The following is a 23,463-nucleotide window of genomic DNA, read 5'->3' as shown; positions in this document are numbered from 1 at the left end:
GCTTAAGCTGCCTGACGGGAGAACGCGGCGGGCAGGTCTGCCAGTGCCTGATCAACCAGTGCAGAGGCTTTCTGCTCATCGATGGTCTGGGGGATAATGCTGTGTGCAGCATTGACCGCCACATCAATAGCAAGCTGGCGCACTTCCTTTACGGCGGCGCGCTCAACGGCGGCAATCCGGTCACGCGCCATCTGCTCGTGGCGGCGCACGGCGGCCTCGGCTTCGGCACGGGCCTGCTTGGCCATTTCGTCCGCCTTAATGCGGGACTGCTCGATAAGGGACTTGGCTTCCGCCAGAGCCTGTTCACGCTCACGCGTTGCATCTTCGAGCATCTGCTCGGCTTCGCGGCGCAGGCGGGCTGCCTCGTCCAGTTCCTCACGGATCAGGTTGGCGCGGTTGTCCAGAATGGACGCGATAGGCGTCCACAGCTTTTTACCAGCCAGCACAAAGAACAGAACAAACGAAACAGCGACCCAGAAACCCGCCACATGAAAAATGTCAGTCATGACCAAAATTCCCCTGAGTACGGATTTCAGATAATGCTGCGATGCGCGGATGCGCTCTCAACACTCTGGGCAACAAGCTGGGCGTCTGGCGCAACACCTGTCAGCCGCTGGACCAGCGCCTGTGTGGTATCGGCCGCAATTTCTTTAAGCGCGCTCAAGGCCCGCGCTTTTTCTGCCGCAACATTCTTTTCGGCGTCCGCAATTTCGGAAGCCAGACGTGCGTTGATTTCCTGCATCTGCTGCTCGGCCGCACGGTGCTCTTCGTCCAGAACCTTCTGAAGATGCGCCTGGGCTTCTGCCATGGCATCTTTGCGGGCCTGCTGGAGTTCGGCTACGGCTTTGTCAGCATCCTGTTTAGCGGACCGGGCGACCTCAAGGTCACCTGTAATACGCTGGCTACGGTCATGCAGAACGCGGGCAACACCCGGCAGCATGGCCTTGCTGAGAACAAGATAGAAGACGAAGAAAATAATTGCCCCCCACATGACCTGACCGGTCACGAGTGGGTTGGCAAAGTCAAGCTGAGGCATTCCCGTGGCGTATGCACCAGGTGCCGAAACGGCCAGCAAAGAAACGCCGCAAACCGTTGCAAGCAGTCCGGCACGAACTGTCTTCGTAATCACACCCACAGGAATGTCTCCTCTTGTTTTCCCGATCTCAGACGAAGAGGATCAGGAATGCGATCAGCAGCGCGAACAGGGCGATAGCTTCTGTCAGTGCGAAGCCGAGCATGCCCAGACCGAACACGTGCGGGCGAGCCGCCGGGTTACGGGCAATGCTGCTGACCAGCGTGGAGAAGATGTTGCCGAGGCCGATACCAACGCCGGCGAGGGCGATAACGGCGATACCTGCACCGATTTCCCGGGCTGCAGCGATGTCCATATCAGTCACTTCCTTGTTTCAAGACAGTTTCAAACGAAACGGGCAAAGCAGCTCAGTGAGCCACGGCCTCCCGCAGGTAGATGCACGTCAGGATGGCAAACACGTAGGCCTGCAATACCCCAACAAGCAACTCAAGAGCCATAAGCGCCACGTTAATGGCGATGGGCCCGATCGCAAACACGTCACCCACTACGCCAAAACCGGCGAGCATGACAACAAAGCTTGCGAAAATATCGAACATGACGTGCCCGGCAACCATGTTGGCGAACAGTCGAATGGACAGGCTGACCGGGCGGGAAAGGAACGAGAGAATCTCGATCGGGATCAGCAGGGGCGCCAGAAAGGGGCTGGCGCCGTCCGGCATGAAGTGGGCGAAAAACCGCAGGCCCTGCACCTTGAGCGACACAACAACCGTCAGCAGGAACACCATGAACGCCATGGCGAAGGTGACAGCAATATGGCTGGTAAAGGTGAAGGAGAACGGCAGAAGGCCGATGTAGTTCCCCGCCAGAATGAAGAAGAACAGGGTGAAGATGAACGGGAAGAAGGCTGCACCTTCCGGCCCGATCGTATCCACGGCCATGTTATGAATGAACTCGTAGCAGACCTCGGCTGCGGCCTGAAGCCGGCCGGGTACAACTGCTGCGGGGCGCATGCCAAAATACAGGAACGCAAGAACAAGGCAGACTGCCGCGATCATGTACAGCGGAGACTGGCTGAAGCGCAGGGCCTCGCCCAGCCCACCAAGAACGGGGTGGAGCTCAAACTGTTCAAGTACGTTAATGCTGGAACCGCCCGCCACAACCGCTCTCCTAGACCTTGCCCCGAATCGAATATCCGGGCTTCAGCTTCTTACTTTACGTCCATCGTCCTGACCAGACGCCAAACATTCAGCATTCCGGCGCTACCGCCCAAAAGTGCAAAGATGACAAGGAACAACGCCCGGGTATGGAGCCAGTGATCCAGCCCCCACCCTATGGCAACCCCTACAATCAGCCCCGCGAGCATTTCTGTCCCGGCTCTGAACGCCAATGCAGCCAGAGACCTGTCGGCCTCCATGTTTGCATCAACCTGAGGTTTTTCCTCCTTGACCAGACCGTAGCGGCGCTCTGCCGACTGCAATCTGGCGTTGAAGGAATCGTCTTTTTCCTTACACATACCTCGCACCTCCCAAGGGGGTGCAGGCGCTTGCTAACGGGGCTGCCATATCCTGTCAAGAAACCTTAGCAGGCTTATGGGCCAAAATATTGCTCCGCAGCATTTGCGCCACCCCGCCGATCACTCTGTTCCGGGCAGGCCAACCAGCCCGCGCGCGTAGTCCATAGCGGAAAAAGGCCGCAGATCCTCTACCTGTTCGCCCACGCCAACGGCATGCACCGGCAGGCCGAACCCATCGGCCAGTGCGACCACAATACCACCACGTGCCGAGCCATCCAGTTTGGTCACGACCAGCCCGCTCACGTTCACAAGTTCGCGAAAAACCCGCACCTGCTCCACGGCGTTCTGCCCCGTTGTGGCATCCAGCACCAGCAGGACCGAATGGGGGGCACTTTCATCAAACTTGCGCATGACGCGAATAATTTTTGCCAGCTCTTCCATCAGCGCCGACTTGTTGTGCAGGCGGCCGGCCGTATCCACGAACACAAGGTCCGCCCCTTCGGCCTTGCCACGCTTGAGCGCTTCGTATGCAAGGCCTGCGGCATCAGCCCCGGGGGGGCCAGCAATAACCGGGCAGCCCGTGCGCTCGCCCCAGATCTGGAGCTGCTCTACGGCTGCGGCACGGAACGTATCGCCCGCCACCATCATGACCTTGCTGCCCTGAGCGGAAAAAAAGCGGGCCATTTTGCCAATGGTGGTTGTTTTGCCCACGCCATTAACCCCCACAACCAGCACCACGTGCGGTTTGTGGGCGGGGTCGGGGGTAAACGGTACGGCTACCGGCTCCAGAATCCGGGCAATTTCTTCGGCCAGAGCCAGCCGGATTTCCTCATCCGTGACTTCGGTACCAAAGCGGCTGGATCGAAAAGTCTCAATCACCTTTTCCGCAACGCCGGGGCCAAGGTCTGCGGTAATGAGCAGTTCCTCCAGTTCCTCCAGCGCCTCGTCATCCAGTTTGCGGCGGGTAAAAATACCCGTAAGCCCGCCACCCAGCTTTTGGGTGGAGCGAGACAGCCCCTCCTTGAGACGAGAGAAAAAACCAAGCGCCATTCTAGATCCTTTCCGCCACCAGTCCGCCCTCTTCCACCGCGATGGGCAGAAGGGAGAGAATATCCCCGACCGAGGCTTCGGCCCCGCTCAGGCGGACGGGTGCAAACTGCTCGCTATGTCCTGTTGTGGGGGTTTCCATCAGCACACGCTGGGGCTGGCCCAGCAGGCTGGCATAGTACCGCGCCGCAGATGCGGCCCCCACCGCACGCAGGGCCGCTGCACGCGCCTTGCGCTGGGGCACGGGCACCGCACGCATGCGCGCTGCCGGGGTTCCCTCACGCTCGCTGTAGGGGAACACATGCAGGTAAGGCAGCGCCATGTCTGCCACAAAGGCGCGCGTCTGCTCGAACAGGGCGTCATCCTCGGTGGGGAACCCGGCAATAAGGTCGGCACCAATGCCAATATCGGGCCGCAGGCTTCTGGCACGCGCCACAACATGGGCGGCATCTTCCACCAGATGGCGGCGCTTCATGCGTTTGAGAATAAGGTCCGCCCCGGCCTGTAGGGAAAGGTGCAGATACGGCATGAACCGGGGCTCGGCCTCCAGCAGCTGCCAGATGTCCTCATCAATTTCCACCGGATCGACCGAGGACAGGCGCAGCCGCTCCAGCTCGGGCACCAGCCGCAGCACACGGCGGCATAACTGCCCCAGCACGGGCTTGCCCGGCAGGTCCGTGCCCCAGGAGGTCATGTCCACCCCGGTCAGCACCACCTCACGGTAGCCAGCCCCCACCAGTGCGCGCACCTGCTCCACCACGGCCCCAACCGGCACGGAGCGCGAAGGCCCGCGCCCGAAGGGAATGATGCAGAAGGTACAGCGGTGGTCGCACCCCTGCTGAACCTGCACAAACGCACGGGTGCGGCCTGCAAACTCGGTGACCAGATGGGCTGCCGTTTCCCTTGCAGCCATAATGTCGGATACGGCTACAGGCTCGGCCAGTGCCGCGGGGGACCAGCTTTCGGCCTTCAGTTTTTCCTCATTCCCCAGCACGCGGGTCACGCCGGGCAGGGTGGACCAGTTTTCGGGGTGGATCTGGGCGGCGCAGCCGGTCACGACAATGCGGGCATCGGGGTTTTCACGATGTGCGCGGCGGATGGCCTGCCTTGCCTGCCGCTCCGCCTCCCCCGTAACCGCGCAGGTGTTGACAATGATCACATTGCCCAGCCCCTGCGCGTGGTCCCGCATGACCTCGCTCTCCCACGTGTTCAGGCGGCAGCCGAAGGTCAGGATTTCTGGCCGGGTGGTCATGATGGATAGGCGGCCAGATCGACCGTCCCTTCAAAAGCTGTGGTGACGGAGCCGGTCATGAGTACATGGCCCGTCTGCTCGGACCAGACAATGTGCAGGGTGCCGCCATCCAGCTCCACCGTGCAGGTCCGTGCGGCAAGGCCACGCCGCACGGCATTGACCACGGCGGCACATGCACCGGACCCGCAGGCCTCGGTCACGCCGGCACCCCGTTCATGCACCTTCAGGCGCATGTGGTGCGGCCCGTCCATGCGGGCAAAACCGATATTGGCACGTTCGGGAAAAATGGGGTCGTGCTCTAAGGCATGCCCCTGCGCCACCATACCAAAATCGGAAACAAAAAACGTGGCGTGCGGATTGCCCATGGAAGCCGCCGCCGGATCACCCGGCAAGGGCAGGTGCAGTGTATCCACCGCCATGGCCAGTGGCACATCCTGCCAGTGGGTGCGTGGAGCGCCCATGTCCACCGTAATCAGCCCGTCGGGGGTTCTGCTGGTGGGCAGCACGCCTGCGCGGGTTTGCAGCACAGGTGTTGCATTACCGCTACAGCGCCACACAAGATCGGCCACACAGCGCGAGGCATTGCCGCAGGCCCCGGCCTCCGACCCGTCGGGGTTGAAAAAGCGCACAAGCACATCTGCCCCATCCGCCGTAGGCGCGCGCAGGGTTACAAGCTGGTCGCAGCCAATACCCCGGCGGCGGTGCGCCAGAGCTGCAATGCGGCCGGGGGTAAGGGGCAGGTCGCCCGTCCGCTCGTCGAGGATGACAAAATCATTCCCCAGACCGTGCATTTTGTAAAAAGAGGTCAGCATTGCGCGCCTTATATGCCAATTCAGACCGGGATGCCATGCCCCACCCGCACGGGTAGGCGCTGTACTGGCCCGTAAGGCATAGCATGGCGCGGCCCCTGCTGTCCCGGCCTGTATGCGCCGGGTGGGGTTAGATAAAGCGGCCCGGCGCGCCGCGCTGGAGCACCTCGATCTTATAGCCGTCCGGGTCGGTCAGGAAGAAGAACTGCCCGATCACCGTGCCCTCGTGCTGCAGGGTTTTAACCGGCGTAACCGGGTGGCCTGCTGCGTGCATGCGCGCATGCTCGGCCACCACATCCGCCACCGAAACTGCCAGATGCCCATAGCCATCCCCCAGAGCATAAGGCTCCGTGCGGCCGTGGTTGATGGTGAGTTCCAGCTCAAAACTCTGCTCGTCATTGGCCAGATAGACCAGTGTAAAACTGTCAAACTCAAAGCGCCCGACCGGGGCAAGCCCCAGCGTATTAGCGTAGAAGGCGACAGATTTCTGTTCATCCAGCACACGCAGCATGCTGTGGATCATTCTGGCCATAAAGACTTCCTTTTCCCCAATGCTCTGTTTTTTTCAAACTCTATTGCGCCTTCTTTAACGGCAAGCGCGTTTGTTCTGAAATTATTTTTTAAGCATGTCTCTCTTTACTAAGGGGGGGCTAAAATGGTTCTGATCAAAACAGGTTCCCGCGTAACACTTGCCAGAAAATGAAGAGAGCATGCGCATCTTTAAGTCCCTGCACGCCTCTTGGGCGCACTGCATGAAAGCCAGCCTGTGTATGGGCACAATGCTGGCCTCCGGCCCGCTGCTGCTGTGCCTTGGCACGCCAGCCATGGCCGCAGGGGACGAAGCCGCGCTTGATGCGCTGGAACAGCAGATTACGCGCATCCAGTCCGAACAGCGGGCTTTGCAGAAAGCTCTGGTAAGCGTGCAAAAGCAGATTGCCGCGCACCGCTCGGTTGCCCATGCGGGGAGTGCCGCGGCCCATCACGGACTGGCCACCCACCAGATTGCCAGCATGGATGACGCCGACCGCGAGGCCGGCATTGCCGTACACTCCGCCGACCATGAGGAAGAACCCGGAGTCCACCACCTTGGCGGCAGCGGGCACTTCCATACCGGCGGCCCGGACGCCCAGCCCGTATTTGGCAGCGCGGATGACATCCCAACCGTAGAATCCGTTGTTGGCCACCGCGCGGAAGACGTGATCTCCCGCCTGGCGGAAAACGGCGTTGGCCCCCACTCGCGCGAAACGGCGGGCGCACAGGCGGCAGGCGCACTGGGTGACCACGGCGTATTCCACATCGGCCCCGTTACCCTGATCCTTGGTGGGTTTATTGATGCCTCGGCCGTGGAGAGCAACCGCCACACCGCCAGCGGCACCTTCAACTTCTGGCAGGACACACCATTCAAGAACGAACCGCGCTACCATACCGACAACTTTGAGGGCAGCGCGCGTTACAGCCGCCTCTCGCTTATGGCTCGTGGGAATATTGACAAATACTCCACCATTTCCGGCGTGTTCGAAATGGACTTTGGCGCAGGTGCCGCCACCACCGATGCGTATGAGAGCAACAGCTACGCCTTCCGCATGCGTCAGGCCTACCTTGCATATGACAACAGCAAGGAGAACTTCCACTTCCTTGCCGGGCAGGCGTGGAGCATGCTCACCCCCGGCCGCGTAGGGATTATCCCCCGACAGGAAAGCCTGCCTGAAACCATAGAATCCTCCATGCTGGCAGGGCAGACATGGGCGCGGCAGCTCCAGTTCCGCTTTGTAAAGGACTTCCTGAGCCACCGCCTGTGGACCGGCCTTTCGATTGAAAACTCGGCAACACTGTACAGCACCAACTCCTTCCGCAACGGCACATCGGACGGGCAGGTGATCATGCCCGGCGGGCAGACCGTTACCGTGGGCTCCAGCGGCACAGGCCTGACCAACGACGCCCTGTTCCCCAACGAAATTGCCCCTGATGTGATCGGCAAGATCGCCTGGGACCCGCACTGGGGCCATTACGAAGTGGAGGGGATTCTCCACTTCCCGCATGACCGTGTTTCCACCCTTGGGGCGGGCAAAAACCATACCGCCGTGGGCGGTGGTGGCGGCGGGTCCATGATTCTGCCGGTTATTCCGCACAAGGTGGAAGTACGGCTGGCGGGGCTGGCGGGTTATGGCATTGGCCGCTACGGCTCCGTGCTGCTGCCCGATGCCACGCTCAGGGCCAATGGTGCGCCCTCGCCCCTGTTCTCCCTACAGGGCACGGCGGGAATTATCGCTCACCCCAACCCGCTCATTGACGTGTATGGCTATTTTGGCTACCAACAGGCCGGTCGCAGCTACTTCTCGGAAGGTGGTCAAGCCTACGGTTACGGCAACCCTGCCTATAACAACACGGGGTGCTATACCGAGCTGAGTGGTAATTGTGCGGCTGGCAGTAACATCCATAGTGTTATGGAAGCCACAATCGGAGCGTGGTATCGTTTCCTTAAAGGCCGTTATGGTACGGTGGAAGCTGGTGTGCAGCTTGCCTATTCGCGCATTCATGCGTGGGAGGGCAACGGTGGCGCGCCAGACACCAGCCTGAGCGAACTCTTTATGGATTTCCGTTACCTACCCTTCCAGTAAGGATGTCTTTTACAGGTTGCCGGGGCACTGCGGGTCAGCAGTACATCCCCCCGACACGAGAGAGAGGTCTTTCCGGACAGGACGCTTTATTCCCTCTCTCATACCTGTTTGTCTGGACCTCTTTATATGCCTTTCCAAAATGCTCCCGCCCCGCTCGCCCAGGCTCTGGCCGCGCGCGGGTTTGAAGCCCCGACCTCTGTTCAGGCCGCCATTCTGGCGGATGACGCCAAAGGCCGCGACCTTCTGGTTTCCGCCCGCACAGGCTCGGGCAAAACGGTCGCCTTCGGCCTTTCCCTTGCAGATACACTCCTTAACGGCGCGGACCGCTGCGGCCCTGCTGGCGCACCAATGGCGCTGGTCATTGCCCCCACGCGCGAGCTGGCTCTTCAGGTCCGCAGCGAGCTGGAATGGCTCTATGCCAAAACCGGCGCACGGATCGTGTCCTGCGTAGGGGGGATGGAACCCCGCACAGAAGCCCGCCACCTGTCCGCTGGCTGCCACATTGTTGTAGGCACGCCCGGCCGCCTGTGCGACCACCTCAAGCGCGGTAACCTCGACCTGTCACAGCTCAAGGCCGCCGTGCTGGACGAAGCAGACGAAATGCTCGACCTCGGCTTCCGCGATGAGCTGGAAACCCTGCTGGACGCCACCCCCAAGGACCGCCGTACCCTGCTGTTCTCCGCCACCATTGCGCGGGAAATTGCAGGCCTTGCCAAGCGCTACCAGCATGATGCCCTGCGGGTGGATACGGTTGGCCCCAACGCCGCCCATACCGACATTACCTACCGTGGCGTACTGGTGGATCAGGGCGACATGGCCCGCGCCGTGGTTAACGTGCTGCGCCTGATTGAATCACCCTCTGCCATTGTGTTCTGCCACACGCGTGAGGCCGTGCGCCAACTCCAGAGCATTCTGACCGAGCGCGGTTTTGCCTCTGTCGCCATTTCGGGCGATCTGGGCCAGAACGAGCGCACCCGCGCCATTGAAAGCCTGCGCCACGGTCAGGCCCGCGTTTGCGTGGCAACCGACGTGGCCGCACGCGGCATTGATATTCCGGACCTCGGGCTGGTTATCCATGCCAGCCTGCCGTCCAACCCGGCTACCCTGCTGCATCGCTCGGGCCGTACGGGCCGTGCGGGCAAAAAGGGCACCTGTGTTCTGCTGGTTCCGCCCTCACGCCGCCGTCTGGCCGAACGCCTGCTACAGGCCGCCAAGGTTACGGCAGAATGGAGCGGTGCCCCCACCCCACAGGCCATTGCCGAGGCCGATGCCGAGCGCCTTCTGGGCGCGCACTTCCTCTCGCTCCCCCCTTCGGAGAACGAGAACATTCAGGCGCTCACCGCACGCCTTGTGGCCGAGCATACGCCTGAGCAGCTTGCCACCGCCCTTGTGGGCCTGTGGCGCAAAAGCCTGCCCGAACCCGCACAGCTGCGCGTGATTACGCCTGACGCCACCCGCACCCGCGGCCCACGGGACGAAAACGCCCCCCCGCGTGAGCCGCGTGAACGCGCACCCGACATGAACGGGAGCTGGTTCCGCCTTTCCGTCGGCCGGGCAGACCGGGCAGACCCCAAATGGCTGGTGCCTGTTCTGTGCCGTCTGGGCGGCATTAAAAAGCAGGATATTGGTGCAATCCGCATTGTAAACGACCACACGCTGGTTGAAATCGCACAGGACAAGGCCGAGCGCTTTGCCGCCTGCGCAGCCGCTGCCGATGCGGATGAAATGACCGTGGAACCCGCAACAGCACCCCGCAAAGGTCCGTCTGGTGCAGGTGGTGGCCGCCCCCCGTTTGGCGAACGCCGTGGCCCGCCAAAAGGCCGTGCCAATTTTGACCGCAAAGGCCCACCGGCTGGCAAAAGCGGTGCATCCTCCCGCAAGCGCAAGTAAATTGCGCGCCCCCTTCTTCGGTTGAAGAGGGGGCCTACAAAAAAGGCTGCCCCCGGTTAGGGAGCAGCCTTTTTTTGTGACCTGATACGCTTAGGCCCGCAGCCAGCCTTCCCCTTACAGGGAGGGAATGGACGGCAGGGTGGTGGCGTTGTTCACATCCGACTTAAGCTGGTCTTTTTTGCTTTTCCATGCGTTTTTGGTGCTTTCGGACGCGTTGTTCCAACGGTCCTTCACATTTTTTTCCGCATTGGTCACGTTATTGGTGGCGTTGGTCAGCTTGTCACGCTGGGCCAGAATTTTCTGCCGTTCGGTCGTGCTGGCGTTGTTCCAGCGTTCTTTAACGGTTTTTTCCGCGTTGTTCAGTTTTTCCGTAGCATTCGCGCCCTTGCTGGTCAGCGCGCCGCCCTTGGCCAGCAGTTTTTCACGCTCGGCTTCGGTTGCGCTGTTCCAGCGCTGCTTGGCCTGGTCGCGCACACTGGACGTAAACTGGTTGCCTGCGTTTTTGGCGGACTCCACCTGGTTGTTCACACCCTGCTGGACACAGCCACTCAGGGACAGGCACGGATCGGCATGCGCAACAGATGCCGTGCCAGCAAAGGCAAACAGAGGCAGGCCAAGAAGCGCAATTTTCCGAATAGAGAGCATAAATATTCCTTTCCTGTGTTCCACACCCTCACAGTGCGAACATCGGTTATGTGTAAGACATGGGATTGGGGCAAAAAATAGTCCAGCCCACCCTTGCAGGAACACGTTTGCACAAGCAGCATGGCTCCCGAGCAAAAGCCTGCAAAGGAAGATACAGCCGTGACCACACGCCCAGCACCTTACAACCCCACCCGCGCCCGCGCTGGCCTGTGGCCCGGTCTGCCCCTCTGCCTTGCCCTTTGCCTGTCCACCACATCCGCACTGGCGGCTACAGCCCCCGCCCCCACCCGGGCCGAGGCAGGCCAGCCCGCCCAGACCCCCGATGCCCCCGATACCTTCCATGACGCAGCCGCCCTGCTGCCCAAGGATTCGGTCACCCACCATAACGGGACCTTTGGCGGGCAAAAAATGACCTACACCGCCACGGCAGGCACACTGACCCTGCGTGACGATGCCGGCAAACCCACAGCGCGCATGTTCTATACCGCCTACACGCGCGATGGGGCGGACCCTGCACACAGGCCGGTTGTGTATTTTTTTAACGGTGGTCCCGGTGCGGGTACCGCCTACCTGCACCTTGGGGCGGCTGGCCCGGTCATGCTTGATTTTCCCACAGGCAACCCGGCCGATGGCGCCAATGCACAGATCAAACCCAACCCCGAAAGCTGGCTGGGGGCTGCCGATCTGGTTTTTCTGGATGCACCGGGCACGGGCTGGTCAGTCCCGACCGACCCCAAACAGGCGGACAAGCAGTTTTATGGCGTCAAGCAGGATGCCAAAACCTTTGCCAAGGCCATTCAGCTCTGGGCCAATGCCAACAAACGCCTGACCTCCCCCCGCTACCTTGCGGGGGAAAGCTATGGCGGCCTGCGGGCCATAGAGGTGGCCAATGCGCTGGCCGAGGACCAGCACATTCTGCTCAACGGCATTATCATGGTCTCCCCCGCACTGGACATGACCCTGCTGGATACGGAAAACGACATTCTGGCCGAAGCTTTTGTGTTGCCCACGCTTGAGGCCGCAAATCTGGCTCTCCAGCACAAGCTGACCCCTGAAAACACCGCCCAGCATCTGGACAAGGCATACCAGTACGCCATGGGGCCATACCTGAGCACACTGGCAGGCACGCCCCCCACGGGTGATGATGCGGAAGATTTTTACGAGGCCGTTGCCAACCATACCGGCATTGAGCAGGACATTATTGCCAAGCAGCGCGGCATGCCCCGGCCAGAGGCACACGACATACGCAGCCGCGATGGCCGCTTGTATTCGCTGTATGACGCCACATTATCCATTGCCGACCCCTTCCCCGAAGGGGTGGATAATGGGGAAAGCCCCGAACCCACGCTGGACGGGTTTGGCCACGCCTATGGCAGCGCCTTTGAGCATTATGCCACCACCGAACTGCGCTACCAGACAGAGCTAAGCTACAACCTGCTCAACTACGCCATAAGCCAGGCATGGGACTACCGCGACACAAACGCCCCTATTGTACGCCCCATTCCCACCCTGCGCCGCCTGCTGGCCCTTAACCCCACCCTGCGGGTGTTTATTGCCAACGGCGCGTATGATCTGGTGTGCCCCTATGCTTCCTCCCGCTGGGTGGCGGAGCATATTCCCGTGGGCCGCAGCCGTATTGGCCTGCATGTTTATCCCGGTGGGCACATGCTCTACACCCGCCCGGACAGCCGTGCAGCCCTTGCGCGCGATGTTCGCACCTTTCTGGCTCCCTGAGCCAGAGGGCACGTAACGCCCGCCCCATCAAACATACGGGGGCCGGGCACGCGCCCTAGCCCGGTCCAGCCCCAAGGCTGCAACGGCTGGCCCACGTAGAGGGCACAACCACTCCCGCAGACCCCAAACGCAAAACGGGCGGGGGGACCAAAATCCCCCCGCCCGTCTGCCGAACGAAAAACCGAAGTCCGAACCGGATCAGCGCTTGCTGAACTGGAAGGAACGACGTGCTTTTGCGCGACCGTACTTTTTACGTTCAACCTGACGCGAATCGCGGGTCAGGAAGCCAGCAGCCTTGAGGATGCTGCGCAGTTCGGGTTCGTAGTGGGTCAGCGCGCGGCTGATACCGTGACGAACCGCACCAGCCTGACCGGACAGACCGCCACCGGTTACGGTGCAGACCACGTCAAACTGGTTGTAACGATCGGATACGAGGAAAGGCTGGGTGAGCAGCATGCGCAGCACGGGGCGTGCGAAATACTGAACAACCGGACGGCCGTTAACGGTGACTTCACCTTTACCCGGCTTGATCCATACGCGAGCCACGGCATCCTTACGGCGGCCTGTGGCGTAGGAGCGGCCCTGTGCGTCACGCTTTGCTTCGTAAACCGGAGCGGAATCGGCCAGAACCGGTGCAACGGTCTTCAGATCGGCCAGCGTGCCTGTGCGTTCCTGAGTTTCAGACATTGTCTCAGCCCTTCTGAGCGTTAACGACGTTTTTGCGGTTCAGCGCCGCAACGTCAAGCACCTGGGGGGTCTGACCACCGTGGGGGTGTTCAGCGCCAGCATACACATGCAGGTTGCGCATCTGCTCACGCTGGAGCGGACCACGCGTGATCATGCGTTCAACTGCCTTTTCGACCAGATGGCCGGGGTGCTTGCCGTTCAGGCGCTGCGAGACCGTGCGGGTCTTGATACCGCCGGCATAGCCGGTGTGGTAATGAAAGAGCTTCTGGTCCGCTTTGTTGCCGGTCAGCGCCACTTTTTCGGCGTTGATGACAACAACGTGGTCACCGCAGTCAACATGCGGTGTGAACTGAGGCTTGTGCTTGCCGCGCAGGCGCGTGGCGATGATGACGGCGAGACGACCCAGAGCGAGACCTTCGGCATCGATCAGGATCCAGTTCTTCGTCACCTCCGCGGGCTTCAGCGAGAGGGTGGTCTTCATGACACTGATTCCATATGAGAACAGTTACGTATTGATGGCGCGTTATGATGGGTGGCGCACGGGCAGTCAAGAGGTATTGCAGTTAATGACCGTATTTTCAGGCAGTTTTCTCTAGGTAACATGTTACCGTGGCGCCGCTTGCCCCCCACCCCCGCATGCACTAAAGCTGAAGGCTGTGGTGAAAACAGCAGGATTTCCAACGCGTGAAGAAGAACGTTCTTGTCACGGTCTCCGGCATTGCCATTCTTGGCGGGATCGCATGGTTTGGCGCCCACCACGCAGAACGTGTGATGGTTGATAAAGGGATCGAGCGGTTCAAACAGGCGCTGGGGCCGGATGTCTCCTTCACCTACACGCGGGCCAAGCCCGGCCTGCTGGGCCGCAGCGTGCGGTTTAGTGGCCTGGTGTTCCGTCAGGGGCCGGAAACCATGACCGCCGATGAGGCGGAACTGACCAAGCCCGACACGCAGGATTCCGACGTTACCCGGATTCACCACCTGAGCTTCCGTAACTTCCAGCTTGCAGACCCCGCAGGCAGCCTGCACCTGAAAACCATGGAAATGGACGATCTGGCCCTGCCCACCAAGGCCGAGGACCCCACCGCCCCCGGTGTGCAGACCCTGAGCATCGGCCACGCACAGGCAACCGGCCTGCACGGCTTTGTCAGCGCCCTGCAATCCGACCTCTCAGCCGATAGCGCCAGCATGGACGATTTTGGCGCGAACGAAACATCGCACCTGCAGGCACGCAACGTGCAGCTTTCCACCGATGTTGCTCCGCCGCGCCATATAAAGGCCGAATCCATTAACGTGGATGGCGTTGCCCTTGCCGACCTGTACAAAACCCTGACCACGGGCGCGCCCTACACCACCCATGCCAATACGCGCGACATCACCATTGACCAGCTGAGCATGGATGGCACCACCCCACTCATGCGGGCAAAGCGTGTGCTGTCCCACGCAACCCATACCGAGTCCACGGAGCAGGAAGTCTCCAGCATACAGGGGCTGGAACTCTGGCCGAGCGTGCCCAACATGGGCTGGATGCCCTCACTCGGGTATGACCATTTTGTGGGCAATGTGGTGCTCAATGACACACACACCCCCAAAACAGGCGCGCTGCATCTGGAAACCCTCAGCATCGATTCCGCCAATATGGGGCGGCTGCATATTCATGGCGAACTCGGGCAGGCAACATCCGCCTCCGTGCTGGTGGACAGCAATACGGACATGCAGGTGATCTCGCTCTCGCTCGATTACATAGATCACGGGCTGGTCCCCAAAGCTCTTGGGGCCATTGCCGCAGCCCGCGGCCTGCCACCGCAAGGCCTGCTGGCCTATGTACAGGCCCAGTCCGCCACGGCGCAGAACCCCGCCTTTGCCAGCTTCTTCCACTGGCTGGCCAACCCCGGCAAGCAGACCCTGAGCATCACCCTCAAGCCCGTGCAGCCCATGCCGCTCATGCTGGTTGCCGCCTCGCTGGGTGAGCTGACCTCCATGCCCGAACTGGCACAAAAAATCGGGCTGTCCGTTCAGGCGCACTAACGCCGCATAACCCGAGCAGCCAGCAGGCACACACCATGCGCTCCCCCCAGACACCCCCGCACCCCGTGCATGTTATTGGCGCATCCGGCCGGTCGGGGCGGGCGGTGTGTCAGGCACTGGCCCTGCGGGGCACACCCATTGTGCCCGTTATACGCAACCCCGCCCGCGCCACCGGCCTGCCCACCCCCCGTATTGCGGACCTGAGCGGCCCAACCGGGCCGCTGCGCGCCGCACTGGCTGATGCAACGCGTATTATCTGCACAGCCCATGCCCGCCATATTCCCGCACTGCTGGCTACGGCCCCCGCCACAGCTAGGCTTGTGTGTCTTGGCAGCACGCGCAAGTTCACCCGCTGGCCGGATGCACACGGCAAGGGCGTGCTGCTGGGGGAGCAGGCCCTGCTGGCCTCTGGCCACTCAGGCGTAATCCTGCACCCCACCATGATTTACGGCGCACAGGGCGAGAACACCGTACAGCGGCTGGCCGCCGTGCTGCGCCTGCTCCCGTTTACGCCCCTGCCCGGTGGGGGGCGCGCTCTGGTGCAGCCCATCTGGCAGGGGGATGTAACCGCCTGCATTCTGGCCGCCCTGAACAAAGCATGGGATGGCCCGCACAGTCTGGTTATTGCGGGGGCAGATGCCGTGCCCTACCGCCAGTTTGCCGCCATGGTGGGTGCAGCCGCAGGGCTTGCGCCACGCCCGACCATACCCGTGCCAGCAGGCCTGCTGATGGCCCTTACCAAGCTAAGTGCCTGCGTGCCCGGCCTACCCCGCATTGGCCCGGACGAAATCCGCCGCCTGCTGGAAAACAAGAATTTTGATATTACCCCCATGCAGACCACGCTGGGGGTACGGCCCATTGGGCTGGCCGAAGGGCTGCACCATACGTTTTTTGCGCTGGGGCCAAAAACCCCGCAGGCCTGAAGCCCACGCGGTGGTGCCAACAAAAACGGGCACCCTGACTTTTTAAAGCCAGAATGCCCGATCCTGCGGCAAACCCTGCGGTGTTAGTGCCCACCCCTGCCGGGGGCTGGCTTATTCAGGCTGTTCAACATTGGTACGGGCCGCACCGCCGCGTGGGCGAACGGATGGCAGCATTTCCCCCGTAACCGCATAGTACACACGCTCGGCAATATTGGTGGCGTGGTCCCCGATCCGCTCAAGGTTTTTGGCAACAAACAGCAGATGGATGCACGGCCCGATCTTGCGGGGGTCTTCCATCATGTAGGTCACCAGTTCGCGGAACATGGTGGTGTACAGTTCGTCCACCGCCGTATCGGCCTTCCACACTTCCTGCGCGCGCTCGGCATCATTCTCGACCATGGATTCCACGGCCATGTGCAGGTTTTCCTGCACCAGACGCGCCATGGCCCGCAGAGCACTGAAGGAAACAGCCCCGTCCAGCACTTCCACCTTGCCCGCACGGCGCGCAATGGAGGAGGCGTAATCCCCGATCCGCTCAAGGTCGCCGCTCATTTTGAGCACGGCCACAATAACGCGCAGGTCCACCGCCATGGGTGCGCGCAGGGCCAGAATGCGAATGGCCAGCATTTCGGCCTCACGCTCCAGCGCGTCCACTTCGGGGTCCAGCTCCGGGGGTTCCAGAGCGGCTTCTTCATTCTGGTTCACCACGGCGGCTATGGCCTGAGCGGTCTGCCGCTCCACCAAGCCACCCATGCGCGCCACAATGCCACGCAGCCGGTCCAGCTCCTGATCGTAGCGGGTAATGGTATGTGCGGGTTCGTTGCCCATAACGCTTTCCTCCGTGCCCTGTGCTCGGCGTTTAGCCGAAGCGGCCTGTAATGTAGTCCTGCGTCTGCTGTTCACGCGGGGTGGTGAACATACGGGCGGTGCTGTCCACTTCGATCAGGCGCCCCATGTAGAAAAACGCCACCTGGTCCGCACAACGGGCAGCCTGCTGCATGTTATGCGTGACAATGGCAATGGTGAACTCGGTTTTAAGCTCGTCGAGCAGTTCCTCGATCCGAGCGGTGGAAACCGGGTCCAGCGCACTGGTTGGCTCGTCAAGCAAGATTACTTCGGGGCGTACGGCAATGGTGCGGGCAATGCACAGGCGCTGCTGCTGCCCACCGGACAGGGCCGTGGCCGAAGCGCTCAGCCGGTCCTGTACCTCTGGCCACAGGGCCACGCGGCGCAGGGCGTCCTCCACCCGTCCGTCCATTTCGGAGCGGGAGACACGCTCATGCAGGCGGATGCCAAAGGCAATGTTGTCATAGATGGACATGGGGAATGGCGTGGGCTTCTGGAACACCATGCCAATGCGCGAGCGCAGAACGTTAAGGTCCACCCCGGAATTGAGGATGTTCTGCTTATCAAAGATCACCTCACCCGTGGCGCGCTGGCCGGGGTACAGGTCGTACATCCGGTTGAGCACACGCAGCAGGGTGGATTTGCCACAGCCTGAAGGGCCGATCATGCCCGTAACACTACGCTCGGGGAAGTCGAGCGAGATGTCATGCAGCGCGTGGGACGTGCCGTAATAAAAGTTCAGCCCCCGGACCTGCATGGCTACAGGGTGCGGTGCGTCCTTGCTTGTGGTGGCGCTGTCCAGCGGTTGGGTCATGCCTGTCGCTTTTACGGGAACCTCTACGCTCATGACCGTCCTCCGCGGGTTCCGACCCGCACTACAATATTGATAATAAGCACACCCAGTGTCACCAGCAGCGCGCCGGTCCATGCCTGCTGCATCCAGTCCTGATAAGCAGAGCCGGCATACTGGTAGATGGCCACGGGCAGGCTGGCCATGGGGCGCCCGAGGTCAAGCGACCATTCGGAATTGCCCAGCGAGGTAAACAGAAGGGGGGCTGTCTCCCCCGCAACGCGGGCGATGGACAGCAGCACGCCGGTCATAATACCCGCACGCACGGCCCGCACACAGATAAACAGGATAACCCGCCATTTGGGCGCGCCCAGCGCAATACCTGCCTCACGCATGGCAACAGGCACAAGGCGCAGCATGTCCTCGGTCGTGCGGACCACAATAGGCATGGCCAGAATGGCCAGCGCCACAGCACCCGAAAAACCGGAAAAGTGCCCGAACGGGACAACCAGCATCATGTAAATGAACAGGCCGATCAGGATGGAAGGGGCAGAGAGCAGCATGTCCGACACAAAGCGCACAATGCGCGCCATGCGGCTGCCAGCCCCGTATTCGGCCAGATAGATGCCTGTCATCAGCCCTGCTGGCGCACCGATCAGAATCGCAAGCCCGGTCTGGATAATGCTGCCCATAATGGCGTTGGCCAGCCCACCGGGCTGCCCCGGTGCTGCCATGGACAGGGTGAACAGGTGCACGCTCATGCCCGCCAGGCCATTTTTGAACAGGGTCCACAAAATGGAGCCGAGCATGAACACCACGATCAGCATGCCCAGCCAGCTCAGGCCCGTGGCAAGCTTGTCGCACATGTGGCGCCGCCAGAGCAGCGAGGCGGAGCGGTCAGCCCGCATGAGGGTATTGTTCGCCTTCATCCTCAATGTCCTGCTGCCTGTTCGCCACGGGCCAGCAGCCAGCGGGAGAACCAGAGTGTTACAAAGGAGATGGCCATAAGAATGGCCCCCAGCGCCATGAGGGAAGCCAGCTTGAGGCTCCCTGCCGGGCTTTCGGGGAATTCAAGGGCGATCAGCGAGGCAATGGTGTTGGCCGGTGCAAACAGCGACCAGCCAATGTGGTTGCTATCCCCGATCACAAAGGTCACGGCCATGGTTTCACCCATTGCACGGCCCATGCCCAGCACAATGCCGCCCACAACCCCCTGACGGGACCAGGGCAGCACAACATGGCGCATGACCTCCCACCGGGTAGCACCCAGCCCGTACCCGCTCTCACGCAGAACAGCGGGCATGGACAGGAACACATCACGCATGACGGCGGTAATGGACGGGGTGATCATGACCGCCAGAATAAGTGCTGCCGTAAACAGCCCCGTGCCAAACGGCGCACCCGCCACAAGGGCGGACAGGCCGGGCACATGGCCAAAAAGCTGGCGGGCAGCGGGCTGCACGTAATGCGCCACCACCGGCACCACCACAAAAAAGCCCCACATACCAAAGATAATGGAAGGCACGGCGGCCAGAAGCTGCACGGCCATGCCAATAACCGAGGCGGCGGCGGGTGGCGCAAGGGCGGTCAGCCAGAATGCGGTACCAAAGGCCAGCGGCACGGCCACAAGGAGTGCCAGCGCACTGCTGATAACGGTGCCAAAAACCGGGGCGGCGGCCCCGAAATGCTGCGTGACCGGGTTCCATACCGCGGAAACCAGAAAGCCCGGACCAAAGGTTGCAAACGCCTTCCAGCCACCTGTTACCATAACGGCAATAATGGCGCCCAGAACAACCAGCACGCCAACACCTGTTGCCGTTACCAGAAGCCTGAAGGCGGGGTCGCCCTTCTGCCCTCCCTGATGGGAAGGGGCCTGTTTCATCGCGGGCAGGGACTGCCGTGCGGGAATTTCCATCTGCTCTCCGTTCCGAACTATCAGCCGGATGGGGCGAGAAATACTGAACGCTGTGCGCTCCTGCAACACGGAGACCCCATGAAAGTCCCTTTAAACAGAGTTTTGTCACAAAACTGTAGTGTTATCAGGGACATTGGTGGACAGCGGACCGGCACCTCGCGCATTCAGCCCCCGGCAACCGGGAACCTGCCCGGCCATTTCTGCATAATCCGGCCCTGACAGCCAGCACAATGTGGCGTAATGTGCCCAAGCCCATGCCGGTGGACCCACCGCGCATACCCCACGACCCGATGCTTTACCCAGCACCATAGCAGAAGAGACCCCATAATGGCCGGCTACCGATCACGCACCACCACCCACGGGCGCAACATGGCGGGTGCCCGCAGCCTGTGGCGCGCAACCGGTGTAAAAGACTCCGATTTTGGCAAACCCATTATTGCCGTCGCCAACTCCTTTACCCAGTTCGTGCCCGGCCATGTGCACCTCAAGGATATGGGGCAGCTTGTGTGCGAGGCCATTGCCGAAGCCGGTGGCATTGGCCGCGAGTTCAACACCATTGCGGTGGATGACGGCATTGCCATGGGCCACGGCGGCATGCTGTACAGCCTACCCTCGCGCGAGCTGATTGCCGATGCCGTGGAATACATGGTCAACGCCCACTGCGCGGACGCCATTGTGTGTATCAGCAACTGCGACAAAATTACGCCGGGCATGCTCATGGCCTCCATGCGGCTGAACATTCCGGTCATTTTTGTATCCGGCGGCCCCATGGAAGCCGGGCGCGTGACACTGGATGACATTGAACAGCGCGCAGACCTTGTGACCTCCATGGTCGCAGCCGCAAGCCCGGGCGTGAGCGAGGCCGACTCCCTTGCCATCGAACGCTCCGCCTGCCCCACCTGCGGCTCGTGCTCGGGCATGTTCACCGCCAATTCCATGAACTGCCTGACCGAAGCCCTTGGCCTGTCCCTGCCCGGCAACGGCAGCCTTGTGGCCACCCACGCCGCACGCCGCAACCTGTTTGTGGAGGCCGGACGCCGCATTGTGGACCTTGCCCGCCGCTACTACGAGCAGGACGATACCTCCGTGCTGCCGCGCAACATTGCCACCATGGCCGCGTTTGAGAACGCCATGTCGGTCGATATTGCCATGGGTGGGTCCACCAACACGGTGCTGCACCTGCTGGCCGCAGCGCATGAAGGCGAAGTGCCCTTTACCATGAAGGACATTGACCGCCTCTCCCGCAAGGTGCCGCATCTGTGCAAGGTCTCCCCCTCCCGCCCGGATGTGCACATGGAAGACGTGCACCGTGCTGGCGGTATTCCCGCCATTATGGGCGAGCTGGACCGGCTGGGCCTGCTGCACCGTGATGTCAACATGGTCCACGCCGCCAACCTGCCCGAAGCACTGGATAAATGGGACATCCGCGCCCCCGGAGCCGAAAGCCGGACGGCAGCACGGGAGTTCTTTAGCGCAGCACCCGGCGGGGTACGCACCACGGTCGCGTTCTCGCAGTCCAGCACCTACAAAACGCTGGATACGGATCAGGCCAACGGGGCCATCCGCGATGGCGCGCATGCCTATAATCAGGACGGCGGGCTGTGCGTGCTCTACGGCAATCTGGCCGAAGACGGCGCGATTGTTAAAACCGCAGGTGTTGCCGCAGGGCTGGAAACATTCTCCGGCCCGGCCCGGATTTTTGAAAGTCAGGATGACGCGGTTGCCGCCATTCTGGGCAACAAAATCAACCCCGGTGATGTGGTGCTGATCCGCTACGAAGGCCCCAAGGGCGGCCCCGGCATGCAGGAAATGCTGTACCCGACCAGCTACCTTAAATCCAAGGGGCTGGCCGAAAAATGCGCGCTCATTACCGATGGTCGCTTTTCGGGCGGGAGTTCGGGCCTGTCCATTGGCCATATCTCCCCCGAAGCGGGTGAAGGCGGCGTTATCGGGCTGGTGGAGGAAGGCGATACGATCGAGATCGACATTCCCAACCGCCGCCTGTCCGTAGCTGTGGCGGACAGCGTTCTGTCCGACCGCCGCGCACGCATGGACGATCTGGGCGATCAGGCCTGGCAGCCCAAGCGTGAGCGCGTGGTCTCCAACGCGCTCAAGGCTTATGCAGCCCTGACCACCAGTGCGGCCCGTGGCGCGGTGCGTGACGTAAGCCAGCTGACCCGCCGCACCCCGCGCTAACACGCGGCCCGGCAGCACTACGCAAAAACCCCCGCAGGGCAGCGCCTTGCGGGGGTTTTTTGTGCCCCCTCCCCCAAAAGCCACAAACGGCACAACCAAGCAGGGTAACCTCCGGTTTTGCTTGACGGCACGCGCCTGAGCCGCCAGCGATAAGGGCCATGCACACCCTTGATCTTCTTGCCCTGCTGCTGTGCCTTTCTGCCGGGTTCAGTATTCTCAACCACCACACGCTGCGCATGCCTGTCACCATTGGTGTTCTGGTGTTTTCGCTGCTGGCATCCCTGCTGGTCATGGTGCTTAACCCGCTGTTTCCCGCCTATGACCTTCAGGCATTTCCGCGCAGGGTGCTCGGTGCGGTCAACCTGCCTGATACCTTGCTCAATGGCGCGCTCTCGTTCCTCCTTTTTGCCGGAGCCATGCAGGTTGACCTTGGGCAACTGCAAAAGCACCTGCTCTCGGTCACGGCCCTGTCCGTTGCCGGGACTATTCTGGCGGTAGGGTTCATGGCGGGGGCAACATGGGGCGGGCTTAGTCTGGCAGGCCACCCCGTGCCCTTTATCTGGTGTGTTGTGCTGGGTGCCATTCTGGCCCCCACGGACCCGGTTTCCGTTGTGGGGATGCTGAAAAGGCTGGGTCTGCCTGCCCCCCTACAGGCCATTTTTGCGGGGGAAAGCCTGTTTAATGATGGCGTGGGTGTCGTGATTTCTGGCGTGGCCATCGGGCTGGCAACAGGGCAGAGCCCCACCATTACCCTGCCCGACCTGCTTGTGCGGTTCTGCCACGAGGCCATAGGGGGTGGGCTGCTGGGGCTGGCCACAGGCTGGGCCGCGCTGTTTGTGCTCCGGGGGCAAAGAGACCCGCATATTGACCTGCTGACATCTCTGGCGCTGGCCACAGGCACCTTTAGCCTTGCCAGCCAGTTTGGCATGTCTGGCGCCATTGCGGTTGTGGTGGCCGGACTATGCCTTGGCACACGCTACAGCCGCGCCATCCTCCACACGGAGGCCCGCACGAACCTTGATACAACATGGACAGTGATTGACGAGGTTCTGAACGTGTTCCTGTTCCTGCTGATCGGGCTTGAACTGCTGGACATAACCCCGCGCCTGTTCACGTTTGTGCTCACTCTGGCGGTTATCCCGCTCTCCATTGCCGTGCGCGCCGCGAGTGTGCTGGTCAGCACATTGCCAGTGCATCTGCGGCAATGGGACAGGGGGCGTGTTCCGGCCCTGCTCACATGGGGTGGGCTGCGGGGCGGTATTTCGGTCTCGCTGGCACTCGGCCTGCCTGCGGGGGACATGCGCGACCTGCTCTTGCCCGTCTGTTACGGCGTGGTGGTTTTTACCATTATCGTGCAGGGGCTGACCATGGAGCGGGTTGCCCGCGCACTCTACCCCAACGCTCCGGGCTAACGCGCAAAGCCTGTGCGGGAAGCCCCCGCACACTCTGCACCATACCGGCCATGCGTATGCCCGGCGGGGGAACAAAAAACCCCGTGCAGGGGTTAAAACCCGGCACGGGGGAAAGCACCTTTTAAAAA

The 23,463-nt window shown here is 61.6% G+C and carries 23 protein-coding genes; 7 read left to right on the top strand and 16 right to left on the bottom strand.

Annotated features, from left to right (window positions below):
- Window positions 1-2 precede the first annotated feature (2 nt).
- From atpF to GOB83_RS07245, 9 genes are all read right to left on the bottom strand, one after another.
- The gene (gene atpF / locus GOB83_RS07285; protein WP_369823033.1) at window positions 3-497 is read right to left on the bottom strand and encodes a F0F1 ATP synthase subunit B; all 495 of its coding nucleotides are present in this window, start codon (window positions 495-497) and stop codon (window positions 3-5) included.
- Window positions 498-532: 35 nt separating this feature from the next.
- On the bottom strand, window positions 533-1,135 hold the full coding sequence (locus GOB83_RS07280; protein ID WP_086646110.1) for a F0F1 ATP synthase subunit B family protein: 603 nt from the start codon (window positions 1,133-1,135) through the stop codon (window positions 533-535).
- 28 nt (window positions 1,136-1,163) lie between these two features.
- Window positions 1,164-1,388, bottom strand: a complete 225-nt coding sequence (locus GOB83_RS07275; protein WP_025828682.1) for an ATP synthase subunit C family protein — start codon at window positions 1,386-1,388, stop codon at window positions 1,164-1,166.
- 52 nt (window positions 1,389-1,440) lie between these two features.
- Window positions 1,441-2,190 carry a F0F1 ATP synthase subunit A gene (locus tag GOB83_RS07270; RefSeq protein WP_086646111.1) on the bottom strand — a complete coding sequence of 250 codons (750 nt, stop codon included), beginning with the start codon at window positions 2,188-2,190 and terminating at the stop codon, window positions 1,441-1,443.
- A gap of 50 nt (window positions 2,191-2,240) precedes the next feature.
- Window positions 2,241-2,546, bottom strand: a complete 306-nt coding sequence (locus tag GOB83_RS07265; RefSeq protein WP_086646112.1) for an AtpZ/AtpI family protein — start codon at window positions 2,544-2,546, stop codon at window positions 2,241-2,243.
- Between the two features lie 120 nt (window positions 2,547-2,666).
- Window positions 2,667-3,596 carry a signal recognition particle-docking protein FtsY gene (gene ftsY / locus GOB83_RS07260; RefSeq protein ID WP_086646113.1) on the bottom strand — a complete coding sequence of 310 codons (930 nt, stop codon included), beginning with the start codon at window positions 3,594-3,596 and terminating at the stop codon, window positions 2,667-2,669.
- 1 nt (window position 3,597) lies between these two features.
- Window positions 3,598-4,845, bottom strand: a complete 1,248-nt coding sequence (gene mtaB, locus GOB83_RS07255) for a tRNA (N(6)-L-threonylcarbamoyladenosine(37)-C(2))-methylthiotransferase MtaB (protein ID WP_086646114.1) — start codon at window positions 4,843-4,845, stop codon at window positions 3,598-3,600.
- On the bottom strand, window positions 4,842-5,657 hold the full coding sequence (dapF, locus tag GOB83_RS07250) for a diaminopimelate epimerase (RefSeq protein WP_165925662.1): 816 nt from the start codon (window positions 5,655-5,657) through the stop codon (window positions 4,842-4,844). The genes mtaB and dapF overlap by 4 nt, the downstream gene beginning before the upstream one ends.
- 127 nt (window positions 5,658-5,784) lie before the next feature.
- On the bottom strand, window positions 5,785-6,186 hold the full coding sequence (locus tag GOB83_RS07245; protein WP_086646116.1) for a VOC family protein: 402 nt from the start codon (window positions 6,184-6,186) through the stop codon (window positions 5,785-5,787).
- Window positions 6,187-6,364: 178 nt separating this feature from the next.
- Between GOB83_RS07245 and GOB83_RS07240 the strand changes: the two genes are divergently transcribed.
- Together GOB83_RS07240 and GOB83_RS07235 are read left to right on the top strand one after the other, a co-directional pair.
- Window positions 6,365-8,272: a hypothetical protein gene (locus tag GOB83_RS07240; protein ID WP_242005775.1), complete on the top strand. Its 1,908-nt coding sequence runs from the start codon at window positions 6,365-6,367 to the stop codon at window positions 8,270-8,272.
- 126 nt (window positions 8,273-8,398) lie between these two features.
- On the top strand, window positions 8,399-10,162 hold the full coding sequence (locus GOB83_RS07235; protein WP_165925661.1) for a DEAD/DEAH box helicase: 1,764 nt from the start codon (window positions 8,399-8,401) through the stop codon (window positions 10,160-10,162).
- Between the two features lie 114 nt (window positions 10,163-10,276).
- Here the strand turns inward: GOB83_RS07235 and GOB83_RS07230 are convergent, their stop codons facing one another.
- Window positions 10,277-10,807, bottom strand: a complete 531-nt coding sequence (locus GOB83_RS07230; protein WP_165925660.1) for a hypothetical protein — start codon at window positions 10,805-10,807, stop codon at window positions 10,277-10,279.
- 207 nt (window positions 10,808-11,014) lie between these two features.
- Here GOB83_RS07230 and GOB83_RS07225 point away from each other — a divergent pair, with 207 nt between their 5' ends.
- Entirely contained in the window at window positions 11,015-12,541 is a 1,527-nt protein-coding gene (locus GOB83_RS07225) for a S10 family peptidase (protein ID WP_242005782.1), read from the top strand.
- Window positions 12,542-12,739: 198 nt separating this feature from the next.
- Here GOB83_RS07225 and rpsI read toward each other — a convergent pair whose 3' ends face one another.
- Both rpsI and rplM read right to left on the bottom strand, forming a co-directional pair.
- Window positions 12,740-13,228, bottom strand: coding sequence for a 30S ribosomal protein S9 (gene rpsI / locus GOB83_RS07220; protein ID WP_086646120.1), 489 nt, complete (start codon window positions 13,226-13,228; stop codon window positions 12,740-12,742).
- 4 nt (window positions 13,229-13,232) lie between these two features.
- Entirely contained in the window at window positions 13,233-13,709 is a 477-nt protein-coding gene (gene rplM / locus GOB83_RS07215) for a 50S ribosomal protein L13 (RefSeq protein WP_086646121.1), read from the bottom strand.
- 203 nt (window positions 13,710-13,912) lie between these two features.
- Between rplM and GOB83_RS07210 the strand changes: the two genes are divergently transcribed.
- Both GOB83_RS07210 and GOB83_RS07205 read left to right on the top strand, forming a co-directional pair.
- Complete coding sequence (locus tag GOB83_RS07210) at window positions 13,913-15,253, top strand: hypothetical protein (protein ID WP_165925658.1); 1,341 nt, start codon at window positions 13,913-13,915, stop codon at window positions 15,251-15,253.
- Between the two features lie 35 nt (window positions 15,254-15,288).
- Window positions 15,289-16,176, top strand: a complete 888-nt coding sequence (locus GOB83_RS07205) for an SDR family oxidoreductase (protein ID WP_165925657.1) — start codon at window positions 15,289-15,291, stop codon at window positions 16,174-16,176.
- Window positions 16,177-16,287: 111 nt separating this feature from the next.
- On the opposite strand, the gene phoU is transcribed toward GOB83_RS07205, so the two are convergent.
- Genes phoU through pstC form a run of 4 tightly spaced genes read right to left on the bottom strand, consistent with a single transcriptional unit; the run spans window position 16,288 to window position 19,727 of the window.
- On the bottom strand, window positions 16,288-17,004 hold the full coding sequence (phoU, locus tag GOB83_RS07200; protein ID WP_086646124.1) for a phosphate signaling complex protein PhoU: 717 nt from the start codon (window positions 17,002-17,004) through the stop codon (window positions 16,288-16,290).
- Window positions 17,005-17,035: 31 nt separating this feature from the next.
- Window positions 17,036-17,836 carry a phosphate ABC transporter ATP-binding protein PstB gene (pstB, locus tag GOB83_RS07195; RefSeq protein WP_165925700.1) on the bottom strand — a complete coding sequence of 267 codons (801 nt, stop codon included), beginning with the start codon at window positions 17,834-17,836 and terminating at the stop codon, window positions 17,036-17,038.
- A 29-nt stretch (window positions 17,837-17,865) separates the two neighbouring features.
- Complete coding sequence (gene pstA, locus GOB83_RS07190; RefSeq protein WP_086646126.1) at window positions 17,866-18,741, bottom strand: phosphate ABC transporter permease PstA; 876 nt, start codon at window positions 18,739-18,741, stop codon at window positions 17,866-17,868.
- 2 nt (window positions 18,742-18,743) lie between these two features.
- On the bottom strand, window positions 18,744-19,727 hold the full coding sequence (pstC, locus tag GOB83_RS07185; RefSeq protein ID WP_165925656.1) for a phosphate ABC transporter permease subunit PstC: 984 nt from the start codon (window positions 19,725-19,727) through the stop codon (window positions 18,744-18,746).
- Between the two features lie 327 nt (window positions 19,728-20,054).
- Between pstC and ilvD the strand changes: the two genes are divergently transcribed.
- Both ilvD and GOB83_RS07175 read left to right on the top strand, forming a co-directional pair.
- Window positions 20,055-21,923: a dihydroxy-acid dehydratase gene (gene ilvD / locus GOB83_RS07180; RefSeq protein ID WP_086646128.1), complete on the top strand. Its 1,869-nt coding sequence runs from the start codon at window positions 20,055-20,057 to the stop codon at window positions 21,921-21,923.
- Window positions 21,924-22,081: 158 nt separating this feature from the next.
- On the top strand, window positions 22,082-23,335 hold the full coding sequence (locus GOB83_RS07175; RefSeq protein ID WP_165925655.1) for a cation:proton antiporter: 1,254 nt from the start codon (window positions 22,082-22,084) through the stop codon (window positions 23,333-23,335).
- The last annotated feature ends 128 nt before the right edge of the window (window positions 23,336-23,463 follow it).

Origin of the sequence: Acetobacter fabarum (assembly GCF_011516925.1) — a bacterium.
Classification (GTDB): Bacteria; Pseudomonadota; Alphaproteobacteria; order Acetobacterales; family Acetobacteraceae; genus Acetobacter; species Acetobacter fabarum.
Note: the sequence above shows the minus strand (reverse complement) of the source record. Positions and strands in the feature narration are given on the sequence as shown.

Excerpts from the sequence above, each read along its gene's own strand:
- GOB83_RS07275 (WP_025828682.1), bottom strand. The coding sequence starts at position 1,388 with ATGGACATCGCTGCAGCCCGGGAAATCGGTGCAGGTATCGCCGTTATC.
- GOB83_RS07265 (WP_086646112.1), bottom strand. The coding sequence starts at position 2,546 with ATGTGTAAGGAAAAAGACGATTCCTTCAACGCCAGATTGCAGTCGGCA.
- ftsY (WP_086646113.1), bottom strand. The coding sequence starts at position 3,596 with ATGGCGCTTGGTTTTTTCTCTCGTCTCAAGGAGGGGCTGTCTCGCTCC.
- mtaB (WP_086646114.1), bottom strand. The coding sequence starts at position 4,845 with ATGACCACCCGGCCAGAAATCCTGACCTTCGGCTGCCGCCTGAACACG.
- dapF (WP_165925662.1), bottom strand. The coding sequence starts at position 5,657 with ATGCTGACCTCTTTTTACAAAATGCACGGTCTGGGGAATGATTTTGTC.
- GOB83_RS07245 (WP_086646116.1), bottom strand. The coding sequence starts at position 6,186 with ATGGCCAGAATGATCCACAGCATGCTGCGTGTGCTGGATGAACAGAAA.
- GOB83_RS07240 (WP_242005775.1), top strand. The coding sequence starts at position 6,365 with ATGCGCATCTTTAAGTCCCTGCACGCCTCTTGGGCGCACTGCATGAAA.
- GOB83_RS07235 (WP_165925661.1), top strand. The coding sequence starts at position 8,399 with ATGCCTTTCCAAAATGCTCCCGCCCCGCTCGCCCAGGCTCTGGCCGCG.
- GOB83_RS07230 (WP_165925660.1), bottom strand. The coding sequence starts at position 10,807 with ATGCTCTCTATTCGGAAAATTGCGCTTCTTGGCCTGCCTCTGTTTGCC.
- rpsI (WP_086646120.1), bottom strand. The coding sequence starts at position 13,228 with ATGTCTGAAACTCAGGAACGCACAGGCACGCTGGCCGATCTGAAGACC.
- rplM (WP_086646121.1), bottom strand. The coding sequence starts at position 13,709 with ATGAAGACCACCCTCTCGCTGAAGCCCGCGGAGGTGACGAAGAACTGG.
- GOB83_RS07205 (WP_165925657.1), top strand. The coding sequence starts at position 15,289 with ATGCGCTCCCCCCAGACACCCCCGCACCCCGTGCATGTTATTGGCGCA.
- phoU (WP_086646124.1), bottom strand. The coding sequence starts at position 17,004 with ATGGGCAACGAACCCGCACATACCATTACCCGCTACGATCAGGAGCTG.
- pstB (WP_165925700.1), bottom strand. The coding sequence starts at position 17,836 with ATGACCCAACCGCTGGACAGCGCCACCACAAGCAAGGACGCACCGCAC.
- pstA (WP_086646126.1), bottom strand. The coding sequence starts at position 18,741 with ATGAAGGCGAACAATACCCTCATGCGGGCTGACCGCTCCGCCTCGCTG.
- pstC (WP_165925656.1), bottom strand. The coding sequence starts at position 19,727 with ATGGAAATTCCCGCACGGCAGTCCCTGCCCGCGATGAAACAGGCCCCT.
- ilvD (WP_086646128.1), top strand. The coding sequence starts at position 20,055 with ATGGCCGGCTACCGATCACGCACCACCACCCACGGGCGCAACATGGCG.
- GOB83_RS07175 (WP_165925655.1), top strand. The coding sequence starts at position 22,082 with ATGCACACCCTTGATCTTCTTGCCCTGCTGCTGTGCCTTTCTGCCGGG.